Below are 25369 nucleotides of genomic sequence, written 5' to 3' on the forward strand. Positions count from 1 at the left end.
CTAATTAATTATTTCAATAGTTTGACTTAAAATATATTATTTATATAATTATACAAATAATACTATAAAATGAGCAATTTTTCAATTTTCACTATCTATTAAAATATTTTGTGATAATTATTACTTTTTTTGAAAATATGCCATTTTTAAAAATGTCTCACTGGATTTCTCAACGTGTTTCTTAGCCGAATTATATGATCCATCACTATTATGTTGACGCAAATTTTTGATAATTTCACTATGCTCAGTAAAGGCTTCCTGAAGTCGACCAGGTTTTGTGTAGGTTAGTTTTGTAAATTTACTAATGTACTCACGAAGTGTACTAACAAAATAATATAGATGTGGACTTTTTGCAGCCTTATAAATACTTTCATGAAATTTTCTATTTAATGAAATTGACTTGGCAACATTTCCTTTTTGATACTCTTCTAACATTTTATTATTAAAAGAATCTAAACTTTTTAGTTCAGGTTCTTTTATTTTAGTCGCTGCAATGCTACAGCTGAGAGCTTCTAATGATATTCTAATTACCTGAATTTCTTCTATATCTTCTTTAGTAAATCCAGAAACAACCACCCCTTTGCGAGGGATATGCGTAACCAATTTCTCGATTTCAAGTTTTCTAATGGCTTCTCTTACTGGAGTCCTACTTATTCTTAATTGCTCTGCAATGTTACGTTCTACAAGACGCTGGCCTGGTTCCAATTTTCCATCAAGAATAGCATTACGTAAGATAGAAAATACCGAATCTCTAATATAACCCGTATTGTCAAACTTTATAGGTGAAAATTCATAAGCCAATTTATTTTACCTCCTTTATAGTTTTCATAATATTAAAATTTATTTTTTTATTTATTATATTAAGAAAATTATATCATTAATAGCTACTATATGTCAATTTGTAGTAGATTTATTAAAATATTTTATACATAAGCCCTAATAAAAAATTAATGGAAATCTAAAAACTTTTGAGTTATTTAATCTACAAGTTTTCAAAAGTTTTTAGATTTTTTACTTGGATTTATCAAAATATTTAATCGGGCTGAAGGTTGTAAAAATATTTCTACGTATAAGTTTTATTCTTCTGTTTTAAATTTATTTACATTTTCCATTACATCGTTAACCACATGTAATAGCTTTTCAGCTGAATTAGTAACCTCTTCTGAAGAACTGCTCAATACCTCAGCTATGGAAGCTATATCTTTAGAAGATATAGAAATTTCCTTTGCTGAAGAAGACGATGTCTCTAAATTATTCATTATAATAGATTTGTTATTGTCAGCCTCAATCATAGATTTATTAACTAGGTTTATTCCTGGCAGCAATTTTTCTATATCATCAATTATTACCCCAAAAGAACTTGCAATGTTGTTTACAATACCGATTTGATTTGAAAATTGACGATCTACATTTTTAGTGTCATCAACAACAGCAACACTTTGATTAGAAACATTTTTTAAAAGTTCATTAATGTTTTTAGATGACATTTTTGACTGTTCTGCAAGAACCCTAATTTCATCTGCCACTACACTAAATCCCTTTCCAGCTTCTCCAGCCCTAGAGGCTTCTATCGATGCATTTAATGCAAGTAAATTAGTTTGATCTGATATATCATTTATTAAATTTGTAATGTCGCTTATTTTATCAATATTATCACCTAATCCTTGAATCTTTTCTACAACAGATTTAAATTGAACGTTTAAATCATTTATTGATTTTATTAGTAAATTCACATCACCACTGCTTTTTTTAGACTTTTCCTTAATACTATTTCCCATAACGTTAAATTCATTTATCATCTTAGTAGTATTTTCTATTCTTTTTCCAAATTCATCAAACACCTCTTCCATATTAACAATATGATAAGCTTGTTTTTCGGAATTTTCTGACACTTTGTGAATGATTAAAGAAACATTTTCTGCAGACAATGACATTTCTTTAGATATACTATATAAATCACCAGCACTTCCCTGGGCATTACTTACATGTTCTTTTATATTTATCAAGATATTACTAACCTTTAATCTAAAATCATTTAAAAAATGCATTATTTGTTCAATTTCATCCTTTGTCTTCAATTCCAAATTCCCCTGCAGATTACCCTCACTCATATCTACTAACTTACTTTCAATTATGCCAATGTTATACTTTAATTTTTTTGAAAATAACCACACCGAAACTAAAGATATAATGACAGCAATTATAACTTGTAAGATGGAGAGATAAAAGAACAATTTTTTAATATTTTCAAATGTGGACACATCTTCATCCACTCCAATAGCAGCTATAACTTGTCCAGATGAATTTTTTATTGGAGCATAAGCTGACATATAAGTTCCCCATTTATCTGACGATGGCTCACTATCAACAGCAATACTACCATCAAAAGCACTGATCATTCTACCCTGCATTTCGTAACTTTCCAAATAATCTGCTGGATCAGGTGAAGCATCTATCAAAAATTGTGCAGTTTTATTGTCTTTTTTTATGTAAACATAAAAATTTTTGATATCTTTTTTTGCCTTGAACACTATCATAGAATTTAGTACTTCACCATATTCTTTAGAATTGTTAGACTTATCCTTTATTATTTTTTCTATCCTATTCTTGTCAATAATACTAATTGATTCTGTGACAGACTGTTTTGCTTTATCCCTCAGTTGTGATTCCGCCCTCTTAAGTATAACAGTACTACTTATCAAAGATATTGCAACAATAGCACCAACAACTACACATACTAACCTGAGAATTTTGGTCCCAAGTTTGCTCATAATTTTAAACTCCCCCTAGCTTAAATGAAATCTATTAATGCTTTTTCTATTAAATTAAAAATATATACTTATAAATATTATAACTTGTTATAATATTTAAGTCATCAATAAAAATTTGTAAAAAACACCTCTAACTTCAATAGCACTACATTTCAAAATATTTAATGAGCTGAAGGTTGTAAAAAGTATCAGAGTATAAGTCGATTTTTCGTTTAGAAACTCTATAAACTCCTAGTTTGGGAGTCTATATTTATCAGTATTTATTTCTTGCTTAGAAATTTGTTTTCCATCCTTATAAGTAACTTTGTAAGCTTTTACCGTTAGTACTGTTTTATTATCTTCCCTCGCTGTTTTAACGCTATTTACAAGATTATAGGTTTTTTCAGTTAGTTTGGAATTAGAATATATATTAAATGTTAAACTTCCATCCTTTGCTGAACATTCTATATATATTGGATAATTCAATGTATTTTTAAATTTATAATCTATATTTCCATAATCTACTGTAGCATCCATTCCAAGACCAACATAGCTAACAGGTAGATTATGGTGGTCCCTCTCTATAGGTATTATACCTGCTCTTACTATAGCATTATGAAGAGTACTTGATACCTGACATACTCCTCCCCCAAAGCCAGATTCTAATTTATCACCTACAATAACTCCAGCGGCTTGATATCCTCTTTTTTCTGTTCTTTCTCCTACTATATTATTAAAACTAAAGATTTGATTAGGCATTATTGTAATTCCATCTAAACTCTTTACTGCCACATTAATATTATTAGCTCTACTATCTGTGGATGATGAAAAATCAGTTGTAAAACTAGATATTTTTGTATCTATCTTTTTTAAATCTGATTTTTTCATTACAGGCTGAATTTTTTTCATTTTAACATTAACTATTACATCTTTAGTATCTCTACTATTAATTTCAGTTTCCATGTCTTTAATAAGCTTGTCCTTATCAATCTCTTGCCCCTGCTTTTCAGAAGTAATTTCAAATTTATCATTTTTATCTTTAGTTACTTTGGCATCTATTGGTTTTATATCAAAATCATTCTCAATTTTTGATATAATTTTTTCAACTTCGTTTTTATTATAACTATACTTTAAACTAAACCGTTTTTCTTTTGCACTTCTTATAATTTTATATTTATCGTAAATATCACCCTTTTTACCATATTTAAAAGCATCTTTTACAGTATCCTTTATGTTATAATTCATATTCAGCTTTGAATAGTTTATTGTATACACTTTACTTTCAGCTTTAATCAATATATTTTTTTTCAATGCTTTATTTACATATTTGTGCTTTAAAGTATCTACAGCCTCTTTTTCAGTTTCCCCACTTAAATTTATGCCATCTACTTTAACTCCAGGATATATACGCTCATTATACCTATTAACTACAAAATGTACTAGGAATAGATGTAAAACACAAATTGATAAGATCATTATGCATAGTGACCTTATCATTTTCCTTTTGTTAATTCTAAATTTTATTGTTTTTTTCCTATTTTCTGTAATTTTTACCATTTGCTATTACAAATCCTCCTATAAATCAAAACTCTATTAATATGGATTAATTTTATAAATAAATACACGAAACTTCACCTAAATTAGATAATTATGTTATTTTATACTATATATAATACACCTATTCTGAAACCTTTGCTATGAATTTTATCATATATTCATACCTTCCCAATTCTTATTGGATTTTAAATGACAAAAATGCAAATTCTAATATATAATTAATATAACAATATTTGTTCATTTTGAAAGGAGTTAATATAAATGAAATACATTCTTGACGTACATACCCACACTATAGTTAGTGGCCATGCTTATTCTACTTTATTAGAAAATGCCAAATATGCTAGTGAAATAGGACTAGAGCTTTTAGGTTCAACAGAACATGGACCTTCTATGCCTGGTGCTCCTCATAAATGGTATTTTGAAAATCTTAAGGTACTTCCAAGAAAACTTTTTGGTGTAACTATGCTTTATGGATGTGAAGCAAATATCATAGATTATGACGGAAATCTTGATTTATCAACAGATCTTCAGGAAAAATTAGATATAATCATAGCAAGCATCCACGAGCCTATAATGGAGGCAAATAAAAATCCAGACTTAAATACCTCCACTCTATTAAAAGTTATGGATAATCCTAATGTACATATTTTAGGCCATCCCGGTAATCCAAAGTTTCCAATTCATGCAGAAGAAGTAGTTAAAAAGGCCAAAGAAAAAAATATACTTATTGAAATAAACAATAGTTCCTTTGTAAGTTCAAGAAAAGGCAGTGAAAAGAATTGTACCAAAATAGCAAGTTTATGTAAGGAATACGGAGTAAAAATAATATTGAATAGTGATTCCCATTTTGCTTACCGCATCGGCGGCTTCGAAACTGCAATAGAAATGTTAAAACAAATAGATATGCCCGAGGAACTAATTATAAACAGGAGTAAAGAAGATTTTCTCAGTTTCTTAAAAAGTAAAGGAAAAAACATTCAATAAAATATTAAAAAGGTGATAGCCTGAAAAGTTCAACTTTCCAGACTATCACCTTTTTATCCGAGTTTCAGATGGAGAAAAAACTCCACTTGAAACCAAGAACTATGTTTATCTAATTAAATTTATATTTTTTATTGGTTAAGCGATAGCCATATTCAACTATTTTTTTTCCAAAATTGCCATGAGCATTAGATATTATACCAAATAAGCAGTATCTCATATCTGAATAAAGATTTTTATTTACACTCTTTAAATAGGACCACAAATCAGTTTTCTTTTTAAAGTTTTCCTCACTTCCCGAAATTATAAGGAGCACTGAAGAAATTGTCATCATCATAGAAAGATAGTTTCTCATGTACTTGTCCAAACGTTTATTAGGTATTTTATCAAATTTACAGTAAAAGTCTATCATACGTTTATTCACATAAAGCTGTTGGTCTATCCTTTTTATCATGATTTTTTCATTTACAGATTGATCTTCCCTGCCAATAAAATATCTATATAAGTTGATATCCATGTAGTAGATTGTCTGCACATATGGAAGAGGCTCATAAACAAATAAGTTATCCACATAAAAAGTATGCTTTGGAAGCTCAAGTCCACATTCACACAAAAGAGATTTCCGATATATAACAGAATGCATGAGAATATACTGTGATATCTTAAATTTACCCACATCATCCCATCCAAATATATGATTCTCAGGCATCACATTTTTATAGTTAACTACATGGCTGGTATTATCTTTAGAATGCTCATAAACATAATTACATATCATCATGTCTAGTATTTTTCCATCTTTGTAAAGTCCTTTCAGCACATCTATAACTTTCAACATTCCAGGTACATCAAGCCAATCATCAGAATCTACCACTTTAAAGTATATACCCGAGGCATTCTTAATGCCCGTATTTACAGCCTCACCATGACCTCCATTTTCTTGATGTACAACCTTTATAATATTAGGATATTTTGCTGCATAATCATCTGCTATTTCTGCAGTATTATCAGAAGAACCATCGTCAACAATTACTATTTCTACATCCTCGCCACCTGGAAGGAGAGTTTCTACACAATGTCCCATATAATCTGCTGAATTATAGCACGGAACTGTAAATGTTATTATCTTCATCAATATTATTTCCTTTCTTGCTACAGATAATTTCATCTGCCAAAATTAGTGCCCTCTCAATTATTGCATCCATATTATAGTATTTATATTCTGCAAGCCTACCCAGTAAATAGAAATTATGCAATCTATTAGTAAGCTGTTTGTATTTTTCATAAAGCTTAAAGTTGTCCGAACTAATTATAGGATAGTAAGGTGTTTCACCTTCAGAAGCTGTATATGACTTTGGATATTCCTTCATTATAGTAGTCTTATTATAAATATTCTGACCTGTTAAATGCTTGAATTCCGTAATTCGTGTAAAATCCTTATCTACCGTATAATTTATAGTTCCTTTTGACTGATACCATGTTACATTATGTGTTTCAAACAAAAAATCTACAGTCCTATAGGGAAGACACCCAAACTGGCAGTCAAAAAATTGATCTAAAGCACCAGTATATATCACTATACCTTTAAACGGTCTATCCTCAAAAAATATATCATCTTCTATAATTTTCAATAACGCATTTGCATCAGTATCAAGACACAAACTTACATTAGGATGATCCAATAATTTATTGAAAAGAGAAGTATACCCATTAGCTGGTATTCCCTGATATGTATCTTGAAAATAACGATTATCACGTGAAATTAGTATTGGGACTCTAGCTATAACAGACGGATCTATTTCTTCTGGAGTAACGCCCCACTGTTTTTGAGTATAATTGAGAAACACATTATTATAAACAAAATCAGCAAGTTCCTGAAATTCACTATCCTTATTATTCCGCAGTTCTGCAATGGTTAATCGCTGGCCCATACCATAAGTAGAAACAAGCTTCTGTTCTAATCTATCTGCTTTTTTCAAATCGAAGGCCATATAAAGAGAATTTAAATTAAATGGGACAGGCATCAATTTCCCATATATATTTGCCAAAACTTCATGAGAATAATCTCTCCACTTTGTAAATCGAGAGATATAGTCAAATACACGCTTGTTATAAGTGTGAAATATATGAGGGCCATATTTATGTACTAGTATACCATCCTCATTTAAACAATCATAAGTAGTACCTGCAATATGGCTGCGTTTTTCCATAATTAATACCTTTTTACCTGCCCGCTCTGCTAATTCCCTAGATATCACCGCTCCTGCAAGTCCACAGCCTATTACTAGGCAATCATATGTTTTATTCATTTGTTGATATTTCCTCCATTCATTATGTATTGTGTCTTATGTAAAAAAATTATATACTTCATCTTGAAATAATCACTATTATACAAAATTAGTCTTACTTATTTTTTATTTTTATCTGATGGCTACCTACTGTAACACTCCCACGCACTCTGCGCAAGCCACTATGGCCAAATCAAAGATTTGGGATATCTGCTTGCACACAGCGAAAGCGACTATCACCAAATCAAAGATTTGGGATATCTGCTTTTCCCACTAAGTAAGATTCATTGATAAGTACTCTTATAAATTAATAGTACACATACCTTTTATTCATAGCAAGACTCTAATACAATATTTATTTGTTTTTAAAAAAATGTTTACTTTTAATTGCAACAAAAAGAGAGATATAAATACCTCTCTTCACTTATCTAATGTTTATCCGAAATACCGCCGCTTTTTTCTTGAAACCTATCACACTGATAGGTGGGTGCCCTCACAGATGTTTCTATCTCTTAAATGCCTTAAAGGTCTCACAGAAGGTACATATACGCATCAAAATATTGAACTCCCTTATAAATACTGTAGGATCAAGATAAGAAGCTAATCGAATATTTCAGAAATTATTTTCTTTTAATGTGAAGAACGGAAGTTAAACCTGTAGTGATTACTCACACGTCCCTCAAACCTCACTTATTAGAAACTATCCTAAAATACTATAGATCAATATCTTTAATAAACTTAAAAACAAGCTTACTATCATTCCATATATGTATATTATCACAATAAATTAAACATTTCAATTTAATTTTAATACTAGTTTAAATCTATTGAAGCATACCTTAGGTAAAACACTTAGAAAATAAAAAGCAATCTCAATTTTAAAATTGAGATTGCTTTTTATTTTAACTATCTTAATGAACTCATAATTTGATTAGATTCATTTTTTAATTGTTGTACATCCGATTCTGTAGCATCTTTTGTAGGATACCATCCCTTTTGTCTCATAGTATCAAAAATCTTGTATTGAATATCCTGGGCACTTTTAAAATTGTTTACTAAAGTGTTTCTCAAATTAGTACAAGAAGTTTCTGTTATTCCTGTACTATATGCTGAGATAACCTGTTTTTCACTAGCTAAAAGGTCATGCATAAGTTCTTGTTCATTCATAATCTAATTCCCCTTTCTTTTTATTGATGTGAATCTAAATAGGATTTTAAAGATGTAAAGTTTTGTTTGTGAACTTGTGCAGCTTCATTACACAAATTTTTTATTTGTGTATCACTGCATCTTCCTGAATACTCATTAAACTTTTTGTTCATCAGTGCTTCGTACTCAATTTGATCCTTCAATACCTTTAAGTTTCCAGTATCCAATTGTTTGTTGCCAATTGTCATAATCTCTACCTCCCTAATTTTTTTTACAAGTATATTATTACCTTATAAATCAAATTTATGTATATAAGATTCAAGATCGTTAAACATAAGCTCTTAGACATTTTCAAATAAATAACACTTTGCAAGAATTTGCGGATATATATCTACTGTGCATAAACACTCCAAGAATATTATGGAATGCTTAGAATTTGCTTTTATATGAAATCTTATTGATCCTATTTTTCCTATGTAATTCATGTAGGTAAAAATAGAGTTTAGTGACTTGGTAATTTAGGACATAAAAAAGAGAAGCAATCTGCTTCTCTTTTGATTTCTGATTGGTGCGAAGGATGAGATTTGAACTCACACAAGATTTCTCTTACTACCCCCTCAAAGTAGCGCGTCTGCCTATTCCGCCACCCTCGCATTACAATAGTTATTATAATGATTTTTTATGAAACTGTCAACTAAAATTTAAAATTATAAAAATTTACAATAATTGTAGAAGTATTTATCTGTAAATTTTTATATAAGTACCTATATACCCTGTAATTTACTTTTACACGTTTAATATATTTATCCGTTTCTTTAAAAGGTATATATTGTATATTCTTTCCATCTTTAGAATGCTCTGAATCTTTCAACCACTTTTGTACGTTGCCCCTACCTCCATTATAAGCTGCCAAAATTAGATCCATATTGTTATTAAACTCTGATTTCAAATTATTCAAATACCAACATCCCATTCTTACATTAAACTCAGGATCATTTAACATGTTATCTTGAAAATTTGATACTCCCATTTTATCTGCTGCCCATTCTGCAGTATCTGGAGTTATCTGCATAAGTCCTATAGCATTTTTGTTAGATCTTACATTTTCTTTAAAGTTACTTTCTGTCTTAATCACAGCCATTACAAAGTAGGGATCTAAATCATATTGTTTTGCATATTTTGCTATATAAGTTGAATACTTTAATGGATAACAATATCTTGCAATACTTTTTACACATAATACAGCTACCATTATTAGTATTATAACTATTGCTACTTTTTTTAGAAACCTCAATTTTTTTGTGTCTTAAAAACTATATTTTAGGACACTTCACCCCCCCATATTTTCTGCTTATTCTTATAAATATATCCTTTAATTGTGTTTTAGTTTCATCTAAGGTATTAGAATTATCTAATACAAAGTCCGCATACTTTTTCTTTTCTTCCAAAAGCATCTGAGAGTTTATTCTGCTAAGCACTTGACCTTCAGTTAATTTATCTCTACTTTTCACTCTGCTTATCTGTACTCCTTTATTTACCCAAACTAATAGCATTTCATCTAAATAATTACAAAATCCATTTTCTATGAGGGTAGCTCCATCTATAACACAAATTTTTTCACATTTTTGTTCTAATTCTTCTACTTTTTTTAATATTTCCTTTTTAATGAAAGGCATTATAATACTTTCATATTTAGCTCTTTCTCCTTGATTAGAAAATATATAATCTCCAAATTCTTTTCTTTTAAGTTTACCTGAAAGATTAATAAATCTTTCTCCAAAGCCATATTTGATTTTTTCAATTATTACAGGATATTTTTCAATTACTTCCCTAGCTATAACATCTGCATCTACTATACTTATACCGTGCTCTCTCAGTATATTAGAAACAGTACTTTTTCCGCTTCCTATACCTCCAGTAAGCCCTATTTTAATCACAGTTTTCTTCCCCTTTATACTAATTTACTTAGCCTCGTACCAATTATTTCCTACACTTATATCCACTTCAAGAGGAACTTTCAGTTGTAAAACTTTTTCCATTTCTTCTTTTACTACAGATTTTACGTTATCAATTTCCTCTTTATATACATTTAGAATCAGTTCATCATGTACTTGAAGTATTAGTTTGCTTTTTAATTTATTCTCCTCTAATCTTCTATACACATTTACCATAGCTATTTTTATTATGTCCGCTGCACTGCCTTGAATAGGTGTGTTCATTGCAAGTCTTTCTCCAAACGACCTCACTATTTTATTTGAAGATTTTATCTCAGGTATAAACCTCCTTCTATTCATAAGTGTGGTAACATAAGATTTTGCTTTAGCCTCTTTCACTATATCGTCCATATATAACTTTACCTTCGGATACCTTTCAAAATAGGTGTCTATATAAAGCTTTGCTTCTTTTCTAGATATTTTCAAATTTTTAGCCAAACTAAAGTCACCTATTCCATAGACTATACCAAAGTTTACTGCCTTAGCATTGCTTCTCTGCGCAGATGTAACTTCATCTATAGGTACCTTAAACACTTCCGAAGCAGTCTTTGTGTGAATATCACTGTGATTTATAAATGCACTTATCAAATTTTCATCATCAGCAATATGAGCAAGTACTCTCAATTCTATCTGTGAATAGTCTGCTGAAAGTATAACACAGTCTTCATTTTCTGGAACAAATATTTTTCTTATCTCTTTACCCATCTCATATTTTATAGGTATATTTTGAAGATTAGGTTCTGTACTTGAAAGTCTTCCCGTAGTTGTTACCGTTTGATTAAAACTGGAATGAATTTTGTCATCTTCCTGTATTACTGCCTTAAGTCCTTCAATATATGTTGAATACAATTTAGTAAGCTGTCTATAGTAAATTATCTTTTCAACTATAGGATGTTTATCTTTTAATTTTTCGAGTACTTCTGCATTAGTGGAATATCCCGTCTTAGTCTTTTTTATTACAGGTAAATCAAGTTTTTCAAATAAAATTTTCCCAAGCTGTTTTGGAGAATTTATATTGAATTCTTCTTCAGAAAGAGAATATATTTCTTCCTGTACTTTATCTATTTCAACTTTAAATTTACCTTCTTGTTCCACAAGCTTACCCTTATCGACCTTAAAGCCTTCACATTCCATAGATGCAAGCACGTATATAAGAGGCTGTTCTACTTTATACAAAAGCTCTTCCATATGAGCTTCTTCTATTTTCTTTGTAAGCTCGGAATAAACTTTACTAAAAAGTACAGTTTCCTTAGCAAAAAGTTTTTCGTCATCTTTTGAAATTTCAACTCCCGTATACTGTCTTATAACATCCTTAAGTTCATAGTCAGGTCTCGATGAATCTATAAGATAAGCTGCTATTTTTATATCAAATTCTAATTTTAAAAATCTTATACCCATTTTATATAATATGCTGCAGGGAACTTTTACATCATACCCTACCTTTGATATATCCTCATTTTCAAATAAGACCTTAAAAAGCTCTACTGCTTTAATCTTGTCTTCATTATATATTTCATTTATATGTATCTGAAAATTTTTTTCATCTAAACTTATAAATACCTTATCTATATAACTTCTAGAATAGCTTTCCTCGTTTTCTACCTTAAAGTTTATATATACTAAATCATTATTTTTTAAACAATTTACAAAATCACCAAACTTGTTTAAAGTATCTATTTCCGTAAACTCAACATCAAATTCCTGTGCTGTATCCTCCTGAATTTCGTTAAGTCCATGGATTTTGCTTATCAAAGATTTAAATTCAAGTTTTTCAAACATCTTCTTTAATCCCTGTGCATCATACTCTTCCTTTGACTCAATGGACTCAAGATCCATTTCCACAGGTACATTAGTCATAATAGTTGCAAGTTTTTTACTAAAAATAGCCTGCTCCATATTATCTTTTAAGTTTTCCTTTAGTTTCTTTCCACTTATATCCTCTACATTTTCATATACATTTTCTATACTCTTGTATTGTTTTATTAATTTAAAAGCAGTTTTTTCACCTACACCAGGAACTCCAGGTATATTGTCTGAAGTATCGCCCATAAGTCCTTTAACATCTATAAACTGTGTAGGAGTTACCCCATATTCTTCTATCATTCTATTTCTATCATATACCTCTTTTTGAGTAATACCTTTTTTGGTGATAACTACCTTTACTTTATCTGTAGCAAGCTGAAGGGCATCCCTATCTCCTGTAACTATATAGACCTGTATGCCATTTTTTTCAGCAAAGACAGATAGTGTTCCCATAAGGTCATCTGCTTCAAATCCATCTATTTCAAAAATACTTACGGACATCATTTTTAATATTTCCTTGATTACTGGAAACTGCTCTGACAATTCAGGAGGCATCTTTTTTCTTCCGGCTTTATATTCACTGTATTTATTATGTCTAAAAGTAGGTGCACTCCTATCAAAAGTACATACTACATAATCTGGCTTAATTTCCTCCTTCATCTTAAGAAGCATATTTAAAAAACCATAAACTGCATTTGTATGGGTTCCTTCTAGATTAGTTAAATCTGGAAGTGCGTAAAATGCCCTATGCATCAAACTATGTCCATCTAATATCAGCAACTTTTCATCATTCATTGAATTACCTCCAAAATTTCATTTATGAAGAAACTGTACACTCTATATATAGTATCATTTTTATCGGAAATTAGAAATAAAGTATTGTAAAAATTTTTATCTTATTCTAAAATTAATATAAACACATTAAAACTATAATTATATCATGTACAAGTTAATAATTCTATAATTAATTTTTACTTTCACCGCAATTAATAATTTCAACTAATTAAAAATCTTTATTATAGCAATTCAGATCCAAAATTTTTTCTATTTAATTTCTATACTAGATATCCTATATATTACTAATTGCAGTCTATTTTCAAGGAGGCTTTTATATGTTACTAAGCTATAAATTTTCAAACAACATTCCTCTATTTAAATGTGATATTTGCGGAAACTGCAGTAATTTTGTAGAATCTACATCTTACACAAATATAAAGAACAGAGGTTGCTGCTGGTACTTTCCAAAATACAATCTAGTAGATATTAAAAATATAATAAACAATGGGAACATGGATTTTATATACTATTTATCTTCTATTCCAAATTGTGTAGAAAGTTATGATATCAGGGTAAAAGGAATTTTTTTCAAAAATCAATATGACAATTACACTGAAAACAATATAAAATACAGTGATTTTGACAGCAGTCTCTTTTTTAGATTATGTCCTTTTTTGAAAAAAGATGGATGCAAATTAAGTTTTTCTTTACGACCACATCCCTGTAATTTATATTTATGCAGAGAAGTACTTCAATTGGCAGGTAAAGAATACCATATGTATTCTCAAGAACGAAAGGATTATTATGCCTATTGTAACTATTTTAATGAGTGCTTAAAAGAAGATTTAAAATCTAATAATGCAACTTTATCAGATAATTTAGAGGAATCTTTGGATATATTAAATTCTTCCACATTACCTCCTTTTCAACCTAGAAAATTACACAACATTTACATAGATTATTCTACATATCACCATAGTGCTTAAACTTCATCTGATACTAAGAAATCTGTTTATGAATACTTTTTGCTAATTTAGGTTAAACTTATACTGCCTTGATGATATGATAACTCCCATTAATTCTATGTAAAGTAACCCCAGTTTAAAGCTGGGATTATTTTACACTCATTAATTTTCTATTATATAATCTATAATTGTGAATTTTATAGGATTCTTCGATAACCTTTTCATTTATGAACCTTCTATTCTTTAAATAATCTTCAAAATTATAAACACACATACAAGAAACGCTCATTTCTAAAATTATATTTAATATAATTCTATCAAAATTTAAAAAGTTATCCTGGGAGGTATTATAGATAGCATAATCAACCTGTATAATAAATCTTACCCCCACATATCCCTCTTTATTAATTTGATCTATATACTTTAAAACTTCTTTTCTTATGTTGTCTACCCCCAACTTTTGATATTCATTAATCACTTGTGTCATATCAACGTATTCCACACAATTATTTTTTGTGCCAAAATACTTTAATAATTTCTTATACAATTTTAAATCCGTGTATACACAAATTTTCTCTTTTCTTTCAATACCTTTTTTTATATATTGATACATATTTATAATCAAATGTTCTAAACCAAAATAGTAAAATGAAGAATTAATTCCAAAAATACTACGATTAATCATACCTTTTTTATCCTTTACAATAAATTTATTGCTTATGTATTCTACATAATATATACATACTCCTCTTAATATTCATAAATATATTACAAAATATTTCGTCACGTATCTGTATTTTTATGCTTCAATTTTTATAAAGTATTTCACTTTTTACATTATTCAACCCTGTTCTACTTATTCTATTAGAAAATTTTTTTAGGGCTTAACTCTTTCTCATAATAAGATAAAATTCTTCCTATCATTTATAGATATAAAAGCACACAAAAGAAATGACAAGCACTTCCACCTATAACAAAGAGGTGCCATATAGCATGATTATAAGGTATTTTATCTAACATATATAAAAAAGCTCCCACCGTATATATGATTCCACCTGCAACCAAAAGAACTATTCCAGCCGGAGGAAGAAGCAGCAAAAGTCTTTTCATTGCAAAAATTATTATCCATCCCATGGCAATATATATAAGTGTAGACACAACCTCATGTTTACCTATCCAAAATATTTTCATTACTATACCGCAAATAGCCATAATCCATACTATACCAAATATCACCCAGCCTATGGAATTTCTTAAAATAGTAAGTGTAAAAGGAGTATAAGTTCCAGCTATTAATAGATAAATAGATGCATGATCAAATATCCTAAAAACTTTTTTTGCCTTTAAGTTAGTTATACTGTGGTATAAAGTGGATTCTAGGTATAGAATAAGCATAGAAACACCATAGATAGTATAGCTTACTATATACCACTTATCTCCCATTTTAGCAGAAAATAAAATCAATAATACAAGAGCTGCAATTGACAGAATTGTTCCTATTCCATGTGTTACAGCATTAGCTATTTCCTCTCCTCTTGTATAAAATTTAAGTTGATTATCCATATTAAACCACTCCTTAATAAATTTTGCATATGTGACACGTAGTTATTAAAACTATGTTACAATATGTATATATGATAACACGATATATGTATAAGTTCAATATACATTTCCATTTTTATAGTAAATAGATTGATTTTTTAGTATAATAAGTATTGTTATATTATTATTTGCAAAATTTATGGAGGCATACAAAATGTTAAAAAGAACTATTACTGCTGAATTAATTAAAAAATTTAATGAAATGTTATATAAAATACTAGATGATATGGATAATAAAAATTATGAAGGAGCCTTAGATTTAATAGATACCGCTTTTAAAGACATTTTTAGATTGAGCATAAAATTTTTCAATTCCCTATCTCTAGAAAATATAATGGAAATGGTAAAAATTAATGGGAGCATAGTTACAGACAAGTGCATAATTATGGCCAAATTATTGGAGGAAGAAGGAAATGCATTGGAATTTCAGAACAAACTGGATGATGCTTTTTATATACATCAAAAATCATTAAATTTGTTTTTGGAAGCTTATTTAAATGAAAGCACCAACTGTGATTTAAAAAATTATTTTTCAGATATAGATCCTTTAATAAATAAACTTTGTGAATATAAGCTTTCCTTTACTCTTTTAAGTAAAATAGCACACTACTATGCAGAGACCAAAAGATATGATAAAGCAGATGATGTAATCTATGAAATGCTCGAAGAAAATAATCATGATGCAAAATGTGTAGAATTCGCAATAAAATTTTACGAAAATTTACTTTTAAAAAATGATAATGATTTAAACTCTGGAAACCTACCGAGAGAAGAAATAGAAGAGTCCTTGTCTTCTTTAAGAAACATATTACAAAACAAATAAAATCCCGCCATGCCGTATTATGAGTTATTTTGAACCCGCCCCAAAGCAGGTGGGAGTCTCCTTCTTGCTTCCTGTCTCCATTATAAATGGATATCATTCCACAAGAAGAGTCCGATTCCCGTTTATAAAATGTTCGGTCAAGACTAACTCACTCCACGCACACAGCAGGAATATTTCTCCGATGACTAGTTGCTCTAATACTCCCTCTTCTCAAAGTGGGAGTAAAGAGCAACTACGTCCCTGGATAACGATTTCTAAGTATTAGGTGGAATCAAAAACTCCATCTGATGCCAAGAACTCTGTTTATAACTTTATTATACTACACTTTCTAATATTTATGTTTACTCTTTGAGTAATTCATATTATTTTATAGATATACCCAATTCTTTTAACTGAGATTCATCTACTACATTAGGAGCTTCCGTAAGTGGACAAAATGCATTCTGATTTTTAGGGAAAGCTATTACATCCTTTATATTATCTGTTTTTGCTAAAAACATTATCATCCTGTCAAACCCATAAGCAAGTCCGCCGTGTGGTGGTGGTCCAAACTTAAATGCTTCAAGCAAATATCCAAACTTCTCCCAAGCTTTTTCCTGTGAAATGCCAATTACTTTAAACATTCTTTCTTGAAGCTTAGTATCGTGTATTCTTATACTTCCTCCACCTAATTCTTCTCCATTTAGAACTATATCATAAGCTTTTGCTCTTACTCTTCCAGGATCACTCTCTAAATACTGTATATCTTCGTCCATAGGTGCTGTAAATGGATGATGCTCTGCCTGATATCTTTGTTCCTCCTCATTATAGGATAGAAGAGGGAATTCAGTTACCCATACAAATCTAAACTCATCATTTCCATCCAATATTCCTGTTTCTTTTGCCATATGAACTCTGAGTGCACCAAGGCTTTCAAATACCACTTTATTTTTATCTGCCACAACAAGGATAAGGTCTCCTTGTACTGCTTCCAACTTATTTAATATATTTTTAGTATCTTTCTCAGTTAAGAATTTAGCTATAGAGGATTTAACTCCATCTTCTTTATATGCCATCCATACAAGTCCTTTGGCACCATAGTCTTTTACAAATTCAACTAGCTTATCAATCTGTTTTCTTCCCATTTTAGCTGAATTTGGCACCTTTATAGCTCTTACAGAGCCACCAGCTTCAATAGCATTTTGGAACACCTTGAAATCTATATTCTTTACAACTTCAGTTATGTCATTTATTTCCATGTCAAATCTCAAGTCAGGTTTATCCGAACCATATTTCTCCATAGCAATTTTATAAGGCATTCTCTCTAAAGGCAGCTTTACATCTACATCTAGAATTTTCTTAAATACCCTTTGAATAAACCTTTCATTCAAGTTCATTACATCATCTTGTTCTACAAAAGAAAGTTCCATATCTATCTGTGTAAATTCAGGCTGTCTATTTGCCCTCAAATCTTCATCTCTAAAGCATTTAACTATCTGAAAGTATCTATCATATCCTGAAACCATCAAAAGCTGTTTAAAGAGCTGTGGTGATTGAGGAAGGGCATAAAACTTTCCGTTATAATTTCTGCTTGGTACGAGGTAATCTCTAGCACCTTCCGGTGTACTTTTTCCAAGCATTGGAGTCTCTATTTCTAAAAACCCTTCTTCATCTAAAAAGTCCCTTACTACCTTTGCAGTTTTATGTCTGGTCATAAGTATTCTCTGCATGTCTGGTCTTCTTAAGTCCAAATATCTGTATTTGAGTCTTATGTTTTCAGCTGCATCCAAGTTTTCCTTTATGTATATAGGAGGTGTTTGAGACTCTGAAAATATCTTTATATACTCTCCTTTTACTTCTACCATACCTGTTGGAATTTCCGGATTTGGGGATTCTCTTTTTACAATGGTTCCTGTAGCTGCTATGCAGTATTCAGATTTTACATTATCTGATTTTTCAAAAGCTTCTTTATTTATCTTCTCTCCAAATACAATTTGAAGTATTCCTGTTCTATCTCTTAAATCTACAAATATGAGTCCACCTAAATTTCTTTTTCTCTGAACCCATCCCATTACTGTAATCTTTTCACCTATGTTGCTTTCTCTAAGTTCACCACACATGTTGGTTCTCTTTAGTCCATTTAATGATTCTCCCATGTTAACACACTCCGTTTATAATCTAATTAAATCTGAAATTTTGTCTAGTTCTTCTAATTTAATTTCAAATTGATTGCCATCTTCCATTCTCTTAAATTTAGCAATTCCACATTCTAGTTCATTATCTCCAAGTATTACTGTAAACCTAGCCCCTATTTTATTTGCATACTTCATTTCAGCTTTTACACTTCTATTTGTATGGTCGCATTCACACCTTACATTTTTTTCTCTCAATTGATTTACTAAATTAAGAGCCTTTAACTTAGCATCATCTCCCATAGCTCCTACATATAAATCTATATATGGTCTATTAGGTATCTCTATTTTATTTTCTTCCAGAGTAAGAAGTGTCCTCTCTATTCCCATTCCAAAACCTACAGCAGGCATTTTAGGACCTCCAACTTCTTCTATTAAATAATCATACCTTCCACCACCGCATATTGTTATATCATTGTTTATTATTTCAAATACGGTTTTAGTATAATAATCAAGTCCTCTTACTATTAAAGGATTTATCTTAAATTCTATATTTACAGCAGACAAATACTTTTGTAGACTTTCAAAGTGCTCCTTACAGTCATCACATAAGTAATCAATCATCAAAGGTGCATCTTTTACTATTTTCTTGCAGCTTTCCACTTTACAATCCAGTATCCTCATAGGATTTTTACTGAATCTGCTTTTACAGGTGTCACATAATCCATCATAATTTTCCTTCAAGAATTTTTTTAATGCTTCATTGTACTTTTTTCTGCAAGTAGCACATCCTATACTATTTATATTTAATTCAATTCCCTTTACTCCCAGTTCCTTATATACTCTCATAGCCAAACTTATAACTTCAGCATCCAGTGAAGCATTTTCTGCACCAAATGCCTCTATACCAAATTGATGATGTTCTCTAAGTCTTCCTTTTTGTACATTTTCATATCTTAAAACCGGGGTAAAATAAAACAACTTAGTTGGCTGAACTTCATTATACAAACTGCTCTCCACAAAAGCCCTTACTGCAGGAGATGTACCTTCTGCTTTAAGGGTTAGGCTTCTGCCAGCTTTATCTTGAAAGGTGTACATTTCTTTCTGAACAACATCTGTAGTTTCACCTACTCCCCTTTCAAAAAGTTCCGTATATTCAAATACTGGTGTCCTTATTTCTCTATATCCATAAGAAGCTGCTATATTTTTGAACTTATCTTCTAAATAATGCCACTTATAAGACTCCGTAGGTAATATATCTTTAGTACCTTTAGGTGCTTGTATAGCCATATTAACTTACTCCTTTTTTGTTTTATATTTTCTTAAATTATAGATTATAAGTGAAATTTAAAAGTACATTTAAAAATTTTAATACAAAGTATTTAAAAGATCTATCTTTTTTTTCACCATTTCATCTATTCTTCTCACATATTCTCCTACATCTTTTATATTAGCCTGTCTTTCGAATCTATTTTCATCTAAAAACATGACTTTTGTAACAGCATCTGCCCCACAAGCTATTATAGTCTGTCTTTCTTCAATCATTTCCACATTATAAAGCCCTCTATGTTTTCCTGATGTATATCCTATGTTCTCCATGTTACCTACCATATTTTTTTGTCTATACATATAATAGGGTTTCATGTTCATTGATTTAGCCAAAAGTGCAGTTCTTTCATACATGAGATGTAATTCTTCATGACCTGCAATAGAATAACTTATATTATTCACTATGTTTTCATATAGTCTAGATGCTCTCTTTACAGACATACCATGCACAGTTAGATTATCTGGCCCAAGTTTTTCAATTTCATCGCAGGTTTTATTTACCTCCTCTATTCCTTCTCCAGGCAATCCTACAATTAAGTCCATGTTTATGTTGTCAAATCCATATTTTCTTGCCATATGAAACTTTTCCCTTACCTCATTTACTGAATGATTTCTTCCAATAAATTTTAATGTGCTGTCATTCATAGTCTGTGGATTTATACTCATCCTATTTACTCCATATCTTTTCATAGTTTCAAGTTTACTTGAAGTAATACTGTCAGGTCTGCCACATTCTACATCAAATTCTTTTATTTTATAGTCCCGTACAAAACTATTATATATTTCATGCATTAATTTTTCAAATTTTTCATTATCTATAGAAGTTGGAGTCCCTCCTCCAAAATATATACATTCTATATTTAACTCATGTTGTCTTATGTATTCAGACATTTTTTTTATCTCATAAGTCAAACTTTTAAGATAGGGTTCTACTAAGTCCTTACAACCTTTAATAGGATTAGAAGCAAAGGAACAATAGAGACACTTAGTTGGGCAAAAAGGCATCCCTACATATACGCTTATATTTCTGCTATTAGAATTTACTAAGCTTTTTTCCGAATTTGCTACATCTATACAAAGTTCTGCCTTACTTTTATTACAACAAAAATGTTTATCAAAATATCTTATTATTTCATCCTTGCTCTTGCCATCCTTTATAAATTTTAAAGTTATCTTACTAGGTCTTATCCCAACTAAAGTTCCCCATGGTAAAGTTTTCCCTGTTTTATTTGTAAAATACAAAAATACTGCTTTTTTTATATTTTCCCTTTCACTTAAACCACCTTCAAATTGCATTTTGCATATGTCGCTTTTATCATATATAATAACTTCATTTTGTAGTAACTCTATATTAAAATTCCAACTTTCATCTTCTACAAAATTTATATTTGCAAAATCATAAAACAAATTTATCATTTGAAATATGTGATATCTATATTCCTTACTATTTAGTTTAACTTTTATCTCCATATCAATTAAAATTGTCATCTCTTTTCTTTATAAAAATCTTAAGTAAAAAATTAAATTATACCAGATCATATGCTGGCAAATCTCAACACCATAAAAACTTTTGACAAGTCTAAAGGTGTTTTCTATTTTGTCAACATATTTCTCTGGTATAGATTTAAATTTCACTTGAATTTTTATGAATTTATAGACATTTTAGTAAAAATTAATTTTCTACTACGACTCTTTAAATCTATAAAAATGGATTATACATTTTTTCTTCTTTAATAGAAGTTTTAGGACCATGACCTGGAAATACAACCATTTTATCCGGTAAAGTCATAAGCCTATTTTTTATACTATCTATGATTGCATTAAAGTCTCCCCCTGTAAAATCAGTTCTTCCTACAGAGTTTTGAAAAAGCGTATCTCCTGTAAACACCATACTTTCTCCTAAGAAGCTCACTCCACCAGGTGTATGTCCAGGTGTATAAAGTGCCTTTAATTTTATACTTCCAAATTCAAACACTTGATTATCTTCAATGTATATGTCAACTTTATCTATAAGCTTTCCATACATAAGTTCTCTTGATTTCATCATATTATAATCTTCTCTGCTTATTGCTATAGGTGCATTATATTTATTCCTTATTTCTTCAGCTGCACTTGTATGATCTGCATGACCGTGAGTTAACAATATATATTCTACTTTCGTATTTGAAGCATCTATAGCATCTATTATATTTTTTACATCATCACCAGGATCAATTACTACAGACTTACCCTCTTTTTCATCTATCACTATATAACAATTAGCTGCATATGCTCCTACTATGACTTTTCTCAATTTCATAAAAATACCTCCTTGTCTTTTTTTATATTGATAATTAACTCGATTTACTTAATATAAAAATTTTGCAAAACAAAGCTTAGCAAATTAAGAATTAATAATGTTTTGCTTTAGCAAAACGAGCCTTCAAAAATTTAACCAAATATTTTTTGTAGTGTAACGAAAAAAATCCACATTAACTATTAATTCTTCATTCTTAACTATTAACTAAAACTTCTTCTTGCTATCTATCATAATAGTGACAGGTCCATCATTTTCTATACTCACTAACATATCTGCACCAAATTTTCCTGTCTCAACCTTGCCTACTAAATCTCTACATTGCCCTACAAATTTTTCGTATATTTTCTCGGCTTCATCTCCGCCCAGGGCTTCTATAAAACTAGGTCTTCTGCCTCTTCTACAATCTCCATACAAAGTAAACTGAGAAATTATAATTATTTCTCCGTTTACATCCAACAAAGATTTATTGAGTTTTCCATTTTCATCTTCAAATATTCTAAGGTTCAATATTTTGTCCCTCATATAAATTATATCCTCATCTGTATCTTCTTTAGATATTCCAAGAAGTACATTTAATCCCTTTTGTATTTGTCCTATAACCTTTCCTTCCACTTTAACTTTAGAGCTATTGACTCTTTGAACTACTGCTCTCATAATAACATATCTCCTTAATTTTTAGTTCTATAAACCTGAATAACGCCCTCCAATTTTCTAAACTTTTTCATTACATCTTTTAAGTCATCTACATTTGATATTTTTAATTTTATATCTATAACAGCCAATCCATTTTTTACTGGCTTAGCATTTACAGCATAAAGTGCAGTCTTACTATTACTTATAACTTCCATAGATTCAGCCAAAAGTTTTCCCCTATCTTCAGCTTCTATTTTAATCTGAGCAATATACTCTGCTCCTTTTGGTCTTCCCCAGGAAACTTCAACTACCATGTTATCTTTATTCTTTAATAAGAATTCTGCATTTTTACAATCCTTTCTATGGATTGACACTCCTCTTCCCTTTGTTATATACCCTATTATGTCATCGCCTGGAACAGGATTACAACATTTGGCAAATCTGACTAACACATTGCTTTCACCCTTTACTATTATCCCTGGAGATCTTTTTTCTGCTTTATGAGACTTACCCATAGGTTGATCAAGATTCTCTTGAATCTTTTTCCAATCAACTTCATCCATCTTTGAAGTTTTCATGTAAATATCTTTTATTCTCGAAACTATAGTAGAAGAGGTTACAGCACCAATTCCTACAGAAGCATACAAATCATCTATGGAATTCATATTATATCTTTTAAGAACTGTATCTAGGATTTCCTTCTTTGCAATTTCTCCAAAATTATATCCTTGCTTTTTTGTTTCCTTTTCAAGAAGGTCCTTTCCTTTTACTATATTCTCTTCTCTTTTAGCCTTTTTGAACCAGGATCTTATCTTACTTTTTGCCTGATTGCTTTTCGCCATATTGAGCCAATCAATACTTGGACCTTTGGGCGTGCTTGATACAAGCACTTCTACAATTTCCCCTGTTTTCAAATGATAGTCAAGAGGTACCATCTTACCACTTACCTTTGCACCTATACAACTATTTCCTATCTCTGTATGTATCTTATACGCAAAATCTATAGGGGTTGCTTCATAAGGTAAATTTATTACTTTTCCATTTGGAGTAAATACAAATACCTCATCTGAAAACAAATCTATTTTAAATCTTTCCATAAATTCTTCTGCATCTGAAGTTTCTCTTTGCCACTCAAGTATTTCCCTTAGCCAGGTAAGTTTCTTATCTATATCATTTGCTGTATCAACACCCTCTTTATATTTCCAGTGAGCTGCTATTCCATATTCTGCTGTTTTATGCATTTCAAAAGTTCTTATCTGTATTTCAAAAGGTTTGCCCTGAGGTCCAATAACTGTAGAATGTAGTGACTGATACATATTTGGTTTTGGCATAGCAATATAATCCTTAAATCTTCCTGGCATAGGCTTATATATAGTATGTGCTATTCCCAGCGCAGCATAGCAATCCTTTACTGTATTTACTAAAATTCTTACAGCAGTTAAATCGAAAATCTGATCTATAGTTTTATTTTTCTTTACCATCTTTCTGTATATACTATAAAAATGCTTTGGTCTTCCTTCAATGTCTGAATCTATTCCCGACTTTTTAAGATTATCTTTTAATTCAGATATTATTTCATCAATATATTTTTCTCTTTCTACTCTTTTTTCAGCAATCTTTCTAACTATAAAATAATATTCATTTTGATTTATATATCTAAAAGCTAAATCCTCAAGTTCCCATTTAATTTTAGACATTCCAAGCCTATGGGCAAGAGGTGCATATATGTCAAAAGTTTCTTTTGCTTTTTCTTTCTGTTTTTTCACAGGCATGTATTTAAGTGTTCTCATATTATGAAGTCTATCTGCTAATTTTATAAGTATTACTCTTATGTCATCTGCCATTGCAAGGAGCATCTTTCTAACGTTATCAGCTTGCTGCTCTTCCTTAGTTTTGCATTCTATTTTTCCTAATTTAGTAACACCTTCTACTAAGTTTGCAACTTCTACACTGAATTCCCTTTTTATGTCTTCATAGCTAAATTGCGTATCTTCTATTACATCATGAAGTAGTCCTGCTACTATGGTGCTAGTATCAAGTCCCATTTCTACCAATATACAAGCTACTTCTACAGGATGACTTATGTAAGGTTCTCCAGATTCCCTTTTCTGTTTTTTATGAGCTTCATCGGCAAAATAATAAGCCTTTTCTACTATTTTTTTATCTACATTATTACAGTTTTTATCTATTAACTCCATTAATTTTTCTAACATACCGATACTCCCTAAAATCAATGGCTGGTTTAACAAACCAGCCATTATTTTTTACTAATATTATATTATATACTAAAAAAACTTGCAATTTGAAA

General features: G+C 29.9%; 21 protein-coding genes, 1 tRNA gene and 2 other RNA genes. 3 read left to right on the forward strand and 21 right to left on the reverse strand.

Annotated features, from left to right (window positions below):
* Positions 1 to 120: 120 nt before the first annotated feature.
* The 3 genes from DMR38_RS16740 to DMR38_RS16750 all read right to left on the reverse strand — a co-directional run bounded on the left by DMR38_RS16740 (position 121) and on the right by DMR38_RS16750 (position 4307).
* Positions 121 to 801 (reverse strand): GntR family transcriptional regulator, encoded by a 681-nt coding sequence (locus DMR38_RS16740; protein ID WP_127722394.1) that lies wholly within the window; start codon positions 799 to 801, stop codon positions 121 to 123.
* A gap of 275 nt (positions 802 to 1076) precedes the next feature.
* On the reverse strand, positions 1077 to 2771 hold the full coding sequence (locus tag DMR38_RS16745) for a methyl-accepting chemotaxis protein (RefSeq protein ID WP_127722395.1): 1695 nt from the start codon (positions 2769 to 2771) through the stop codon (positions 1077 to 1079).
* Between the two features lie 231 nt (positions 2772 to 3002).
* Positions 3003 to 4307 carry a VanW family protein gene (locus DMR38_RS16750; RefSeq protein WP_127722396.1) on the reverse strand — a complete coding sequence of 435 codons (1305 nt, stop codon included), beginning with the start codon at positions 4305 to 4307 and terminating at the stop codon, positions 3003 to 3005.
* Positions 4308 to 4568: 261 nt separating this feature from the next.
* Between DMR38_RS16750 and DMR38_RS16755 the strand changes: the two genes are divergently transcribed.
* Positions 4569 to 5294, forward strand: coding sequence for a phosphatase (locus tag DMR38_RS16755; protein ID WP_127722397.1), 726 nt, complete (start codon positions 4569 to 4571; stop codon positions 5292 to 5294).
* Between the two features lie 109 nt (positions 5295 to 5403).
* Here the strand turns inward: DMR38_RS16755 and DMR38_RS16760 are convergent, their stop codons facing one another.
* From DMR38_RS16760 to polA, 9 genes are all read right to left on the reverse strand, one after another.
* Positions 5404 to 6423: a glycosyltransferase gene (locus tag DMR38_RS16760; protein WP_127724123.1), complete on the reverse strand. Its 1020-nt coding sequence runs from the start codon at positions 6421 to 6423 to the stop codon at positions 5404 to 5406.
* Complete coding sequence (gene glf / locus DMR38_RS16765; protein ID WP_127722398.1) at positions 6389 to 7600, reverse strand: UDP-galactopyranose mutase; 1212 nt, start codon at positions 7598 to 7600, stop codon at positions 6389 to 6391. The genes DMR38_RS16760 and glf overlap by 35 nt, the downstream gene beginning before the upstream one ends.
* Positions 7601 to 8011: 411 nt before the next feature.
* A non-coding RNA gene (gene ssrS, locus DMR38_RS16770) (6S RNA) lies at positions 8012 to 8202 on the reverse strand.
* Positions 8203 to 8485: 283 nt separating this feature from the next.
* Complete coding sequence (locus DMR38_RS16775) at positions 8486 to 8746, reverse strand: spore coat protein (protein ID WP_127722399.1); 261 nt, start codon at positions 8744 to 8746, stop codon at positions 8486 to 8488.
* Positions 8747 to 8766: 20 nt separating this feature from the next.
* Positions 8767 to 8973, reverse strand: a complete 207-nt coding sequence (locus DMR38_RS16780) for a hypothetical protein (protein ID WP_127722400.1) — start codon at positions 8971 to 8973, stop codon at positions 8767 to 8769.
* Positions 8974 to 9291: 318 nt separating this feature from the next.
* Positions 9292 to 9378 (reverse strand) — tRNA-Leu (locus DMR38_RS16785).
* A 41-nt stretch (positions 9379 to 9419) separates the two neighbouring features.
* Entirely contained in the window at positions 9420 to 10019 is a 600-nt protein-coding gene (locus DMR38_RS16790) for a lytic transglycosylase domain-containing protein (RefSeq protein WP_175413046.1), read from the reverse strand.
* 19 nt (positions 10020 to 10038) lie between these two features.
* A complete protein-coding gene (gene coaE, locus DMR38_RS16795) occupies positions 10039 to 10662 on the reverse strand; it encodes a dephospho-CoA kinase (protein ID WP_127722402.1) in 624 nt (207 codons plus the stop codon).
* Between the two features lie 24 nt (positions 10663 to 10686).
* Positions 10687 to 13317, reverse strand: coding sequence for a DNA polymerase I (gene polA, locus DMR38_RS16800; RefSeq protein ID WP_127722403.1), 2631 nt, complete (start codon positions 13315 to 13317; stop codon positions 10687 to 10689).
* A 317-nt stretch (positions 13318 to 13634) separates the two neighbouring features.
* Between polA and DMR38_RS16805 the strand changes: the two genes are divergently transcribed.
* Positions 13635 to 14285 carry a hypothetical protein gene (locus tag DMR38_RS16805; RefSeq protein ID WP_127722404.1) on the forward strand — a complete coding sequence of 217 codons (651 nt, stop codon included), beginning with the start codon at positions 13635 to 13637 and terminating at the stop codon, positions 14283 to 14285.
* Between the two features lie 127 nt (positions 14286 to 14412).
* Here DMR38_RS16805 and DMR38_RS16810 read toward each other — a convergent pair whose 3' ends face one another.
* Together DMR38_RS16810 and DMR38_RS16815 are read right to left on the reverse strand one after the other, a co-directional pair.
* Entirely contained in the window at positions 14413 to 14949 is a 537-nt protein-coding gene (locus DMR38_RS16810; RefSeq protein ID WP_127722405.1) for an MEDS domain-containing protein, read from the reverse strand.
* Positions 14950 to 15188: 239 nt separating this feature from the next.
* Positions 15189 to 15827, reverse strand: a complete 639-nt coding sequence (locus DMR38_RS16815; protein ID WP_127722406.1) for a hemolysin III family protein — start codon at positions 15825 to 15827, stop codon at positions 15189 to 15191.
* Positions 15828 to 16020: 193 nt separating this feature from the next.
* On the opposite strand from DMR38_RS16815, the gene DMR38_RS16820 reads away from it, so the two are divergent.
* The gene (locus DMR38_RS16820) at positions 16021 to 16689 is read left to right on the forward strand and encodes a DUF6483 family protein (RefSeq protein ID WP_127722407.1); all 669 of its coding nucleotides are present in this window, start codon (positions 16021 to 16023) and stop codon (positions 16687 to 16689) included.
* Here DMR38_RS16820 and ssrS (DMR38_RS16825) read toward each other — a convergent pair.
* From ssrS (DMR38_RS16825) to DMR38_RS16860, 7 genes are all read right to left on the reverse strand, one after another.
* Positions 16687 to 16863, reverse strand: a non-coding RNA gene (ssrS, locus tag DMR38_RS16825) — 6S RNA. The two genes, DMR38_RS16820 and ssrS (DMR38_RS16825), sit on opposite strands and share 3 nt — an antisense overlap.
* Before the next feature lie 188 nt (positions 16864 to 17051).
* Entirely contained in the window at positions 17052 to 18824 is a 1773-nt protein-coding gene (gene aspS, locus DMR38_RS16835) for an aspartate--tRNA ligase (protein ID WP_127722408.1), read from the reverse strand.
* 15 nt (positions 18825 to 18839) lie between these two features.
* Positions 18840 to 20090 (reverse strand): histidine--tRNA ligase, encoded by a 1251-nt coding sequence (hisS, locus tag DMR38_RS16840; RefSeq protein ID WP_127722409.1) that lies wholly within the window; start codon positions 20088 to 20090, stop codon positions 18840 to 18842.
* Positions 20091 to 20168: 78 nt separating this feature from the next.
* A complete protein-coding gene (locus tag DMR38_RS16845; RefSeq protein ID WP_127722410.1) occupies positions 20169 to 21599 on the reverse strand; it encodes a coproporphyrinogen III oxidase in 1431 nt (476 codons plus the stop codon).
* 229 nt (positions 21600 to 21828) lie between these two features.
* Complete coding sequence (locus tag DMR38_RS16850) at positions 21829 to 22428, reverse strand: MBL fold metallo-hydrolase (RefSeq protein WP_127722411.1); 600 nt, start codon at positions 22426 to 22428, stop codon at positions 21829 to 21831.
* A 204-nt stretch (positions 22429 to 22632) separates the two neighbouring features.
* Positions 22633 to 23082, reverse strand: a complete 450-nt coding sequence (gene dtd / locus DMR38_RS16855) for a D-aminoacyl-tRNA deacylase (protein ID WP_127722412.1) — start codon at positions 23080 to 23082, stop codon at positions 22633 to 22635.
* Positions 23083 to 23096: 14 nt separating this feature from the next.
* Positions 23097 to 25274: a bifunctional (p)ppGpp synthetase/guanosine-3',5'-bis(diphosphate) 3'-pyrophosphohydrolase gene (locus tag DMR38_RS16860; protein ID WP_127722413.1), complete on the reverse strand. Its 2178-nt coding sequence runs from the start codon at positions 25272 to 25274 to the stop codon at positions 23097 to 23099.
* Positions 25275 to 25369 lie beyond the last annotated feature (95 nt).

The organism is Clostridium sp. AWRP (genome assembly GCF_004006395.2).
In the GTDB taxonomy this organism is placed as follows: domain Bacteria; phylum Bacillota; class Clostridia; order Clostridiales; family Clostridiaceae; genus Clostridium_B.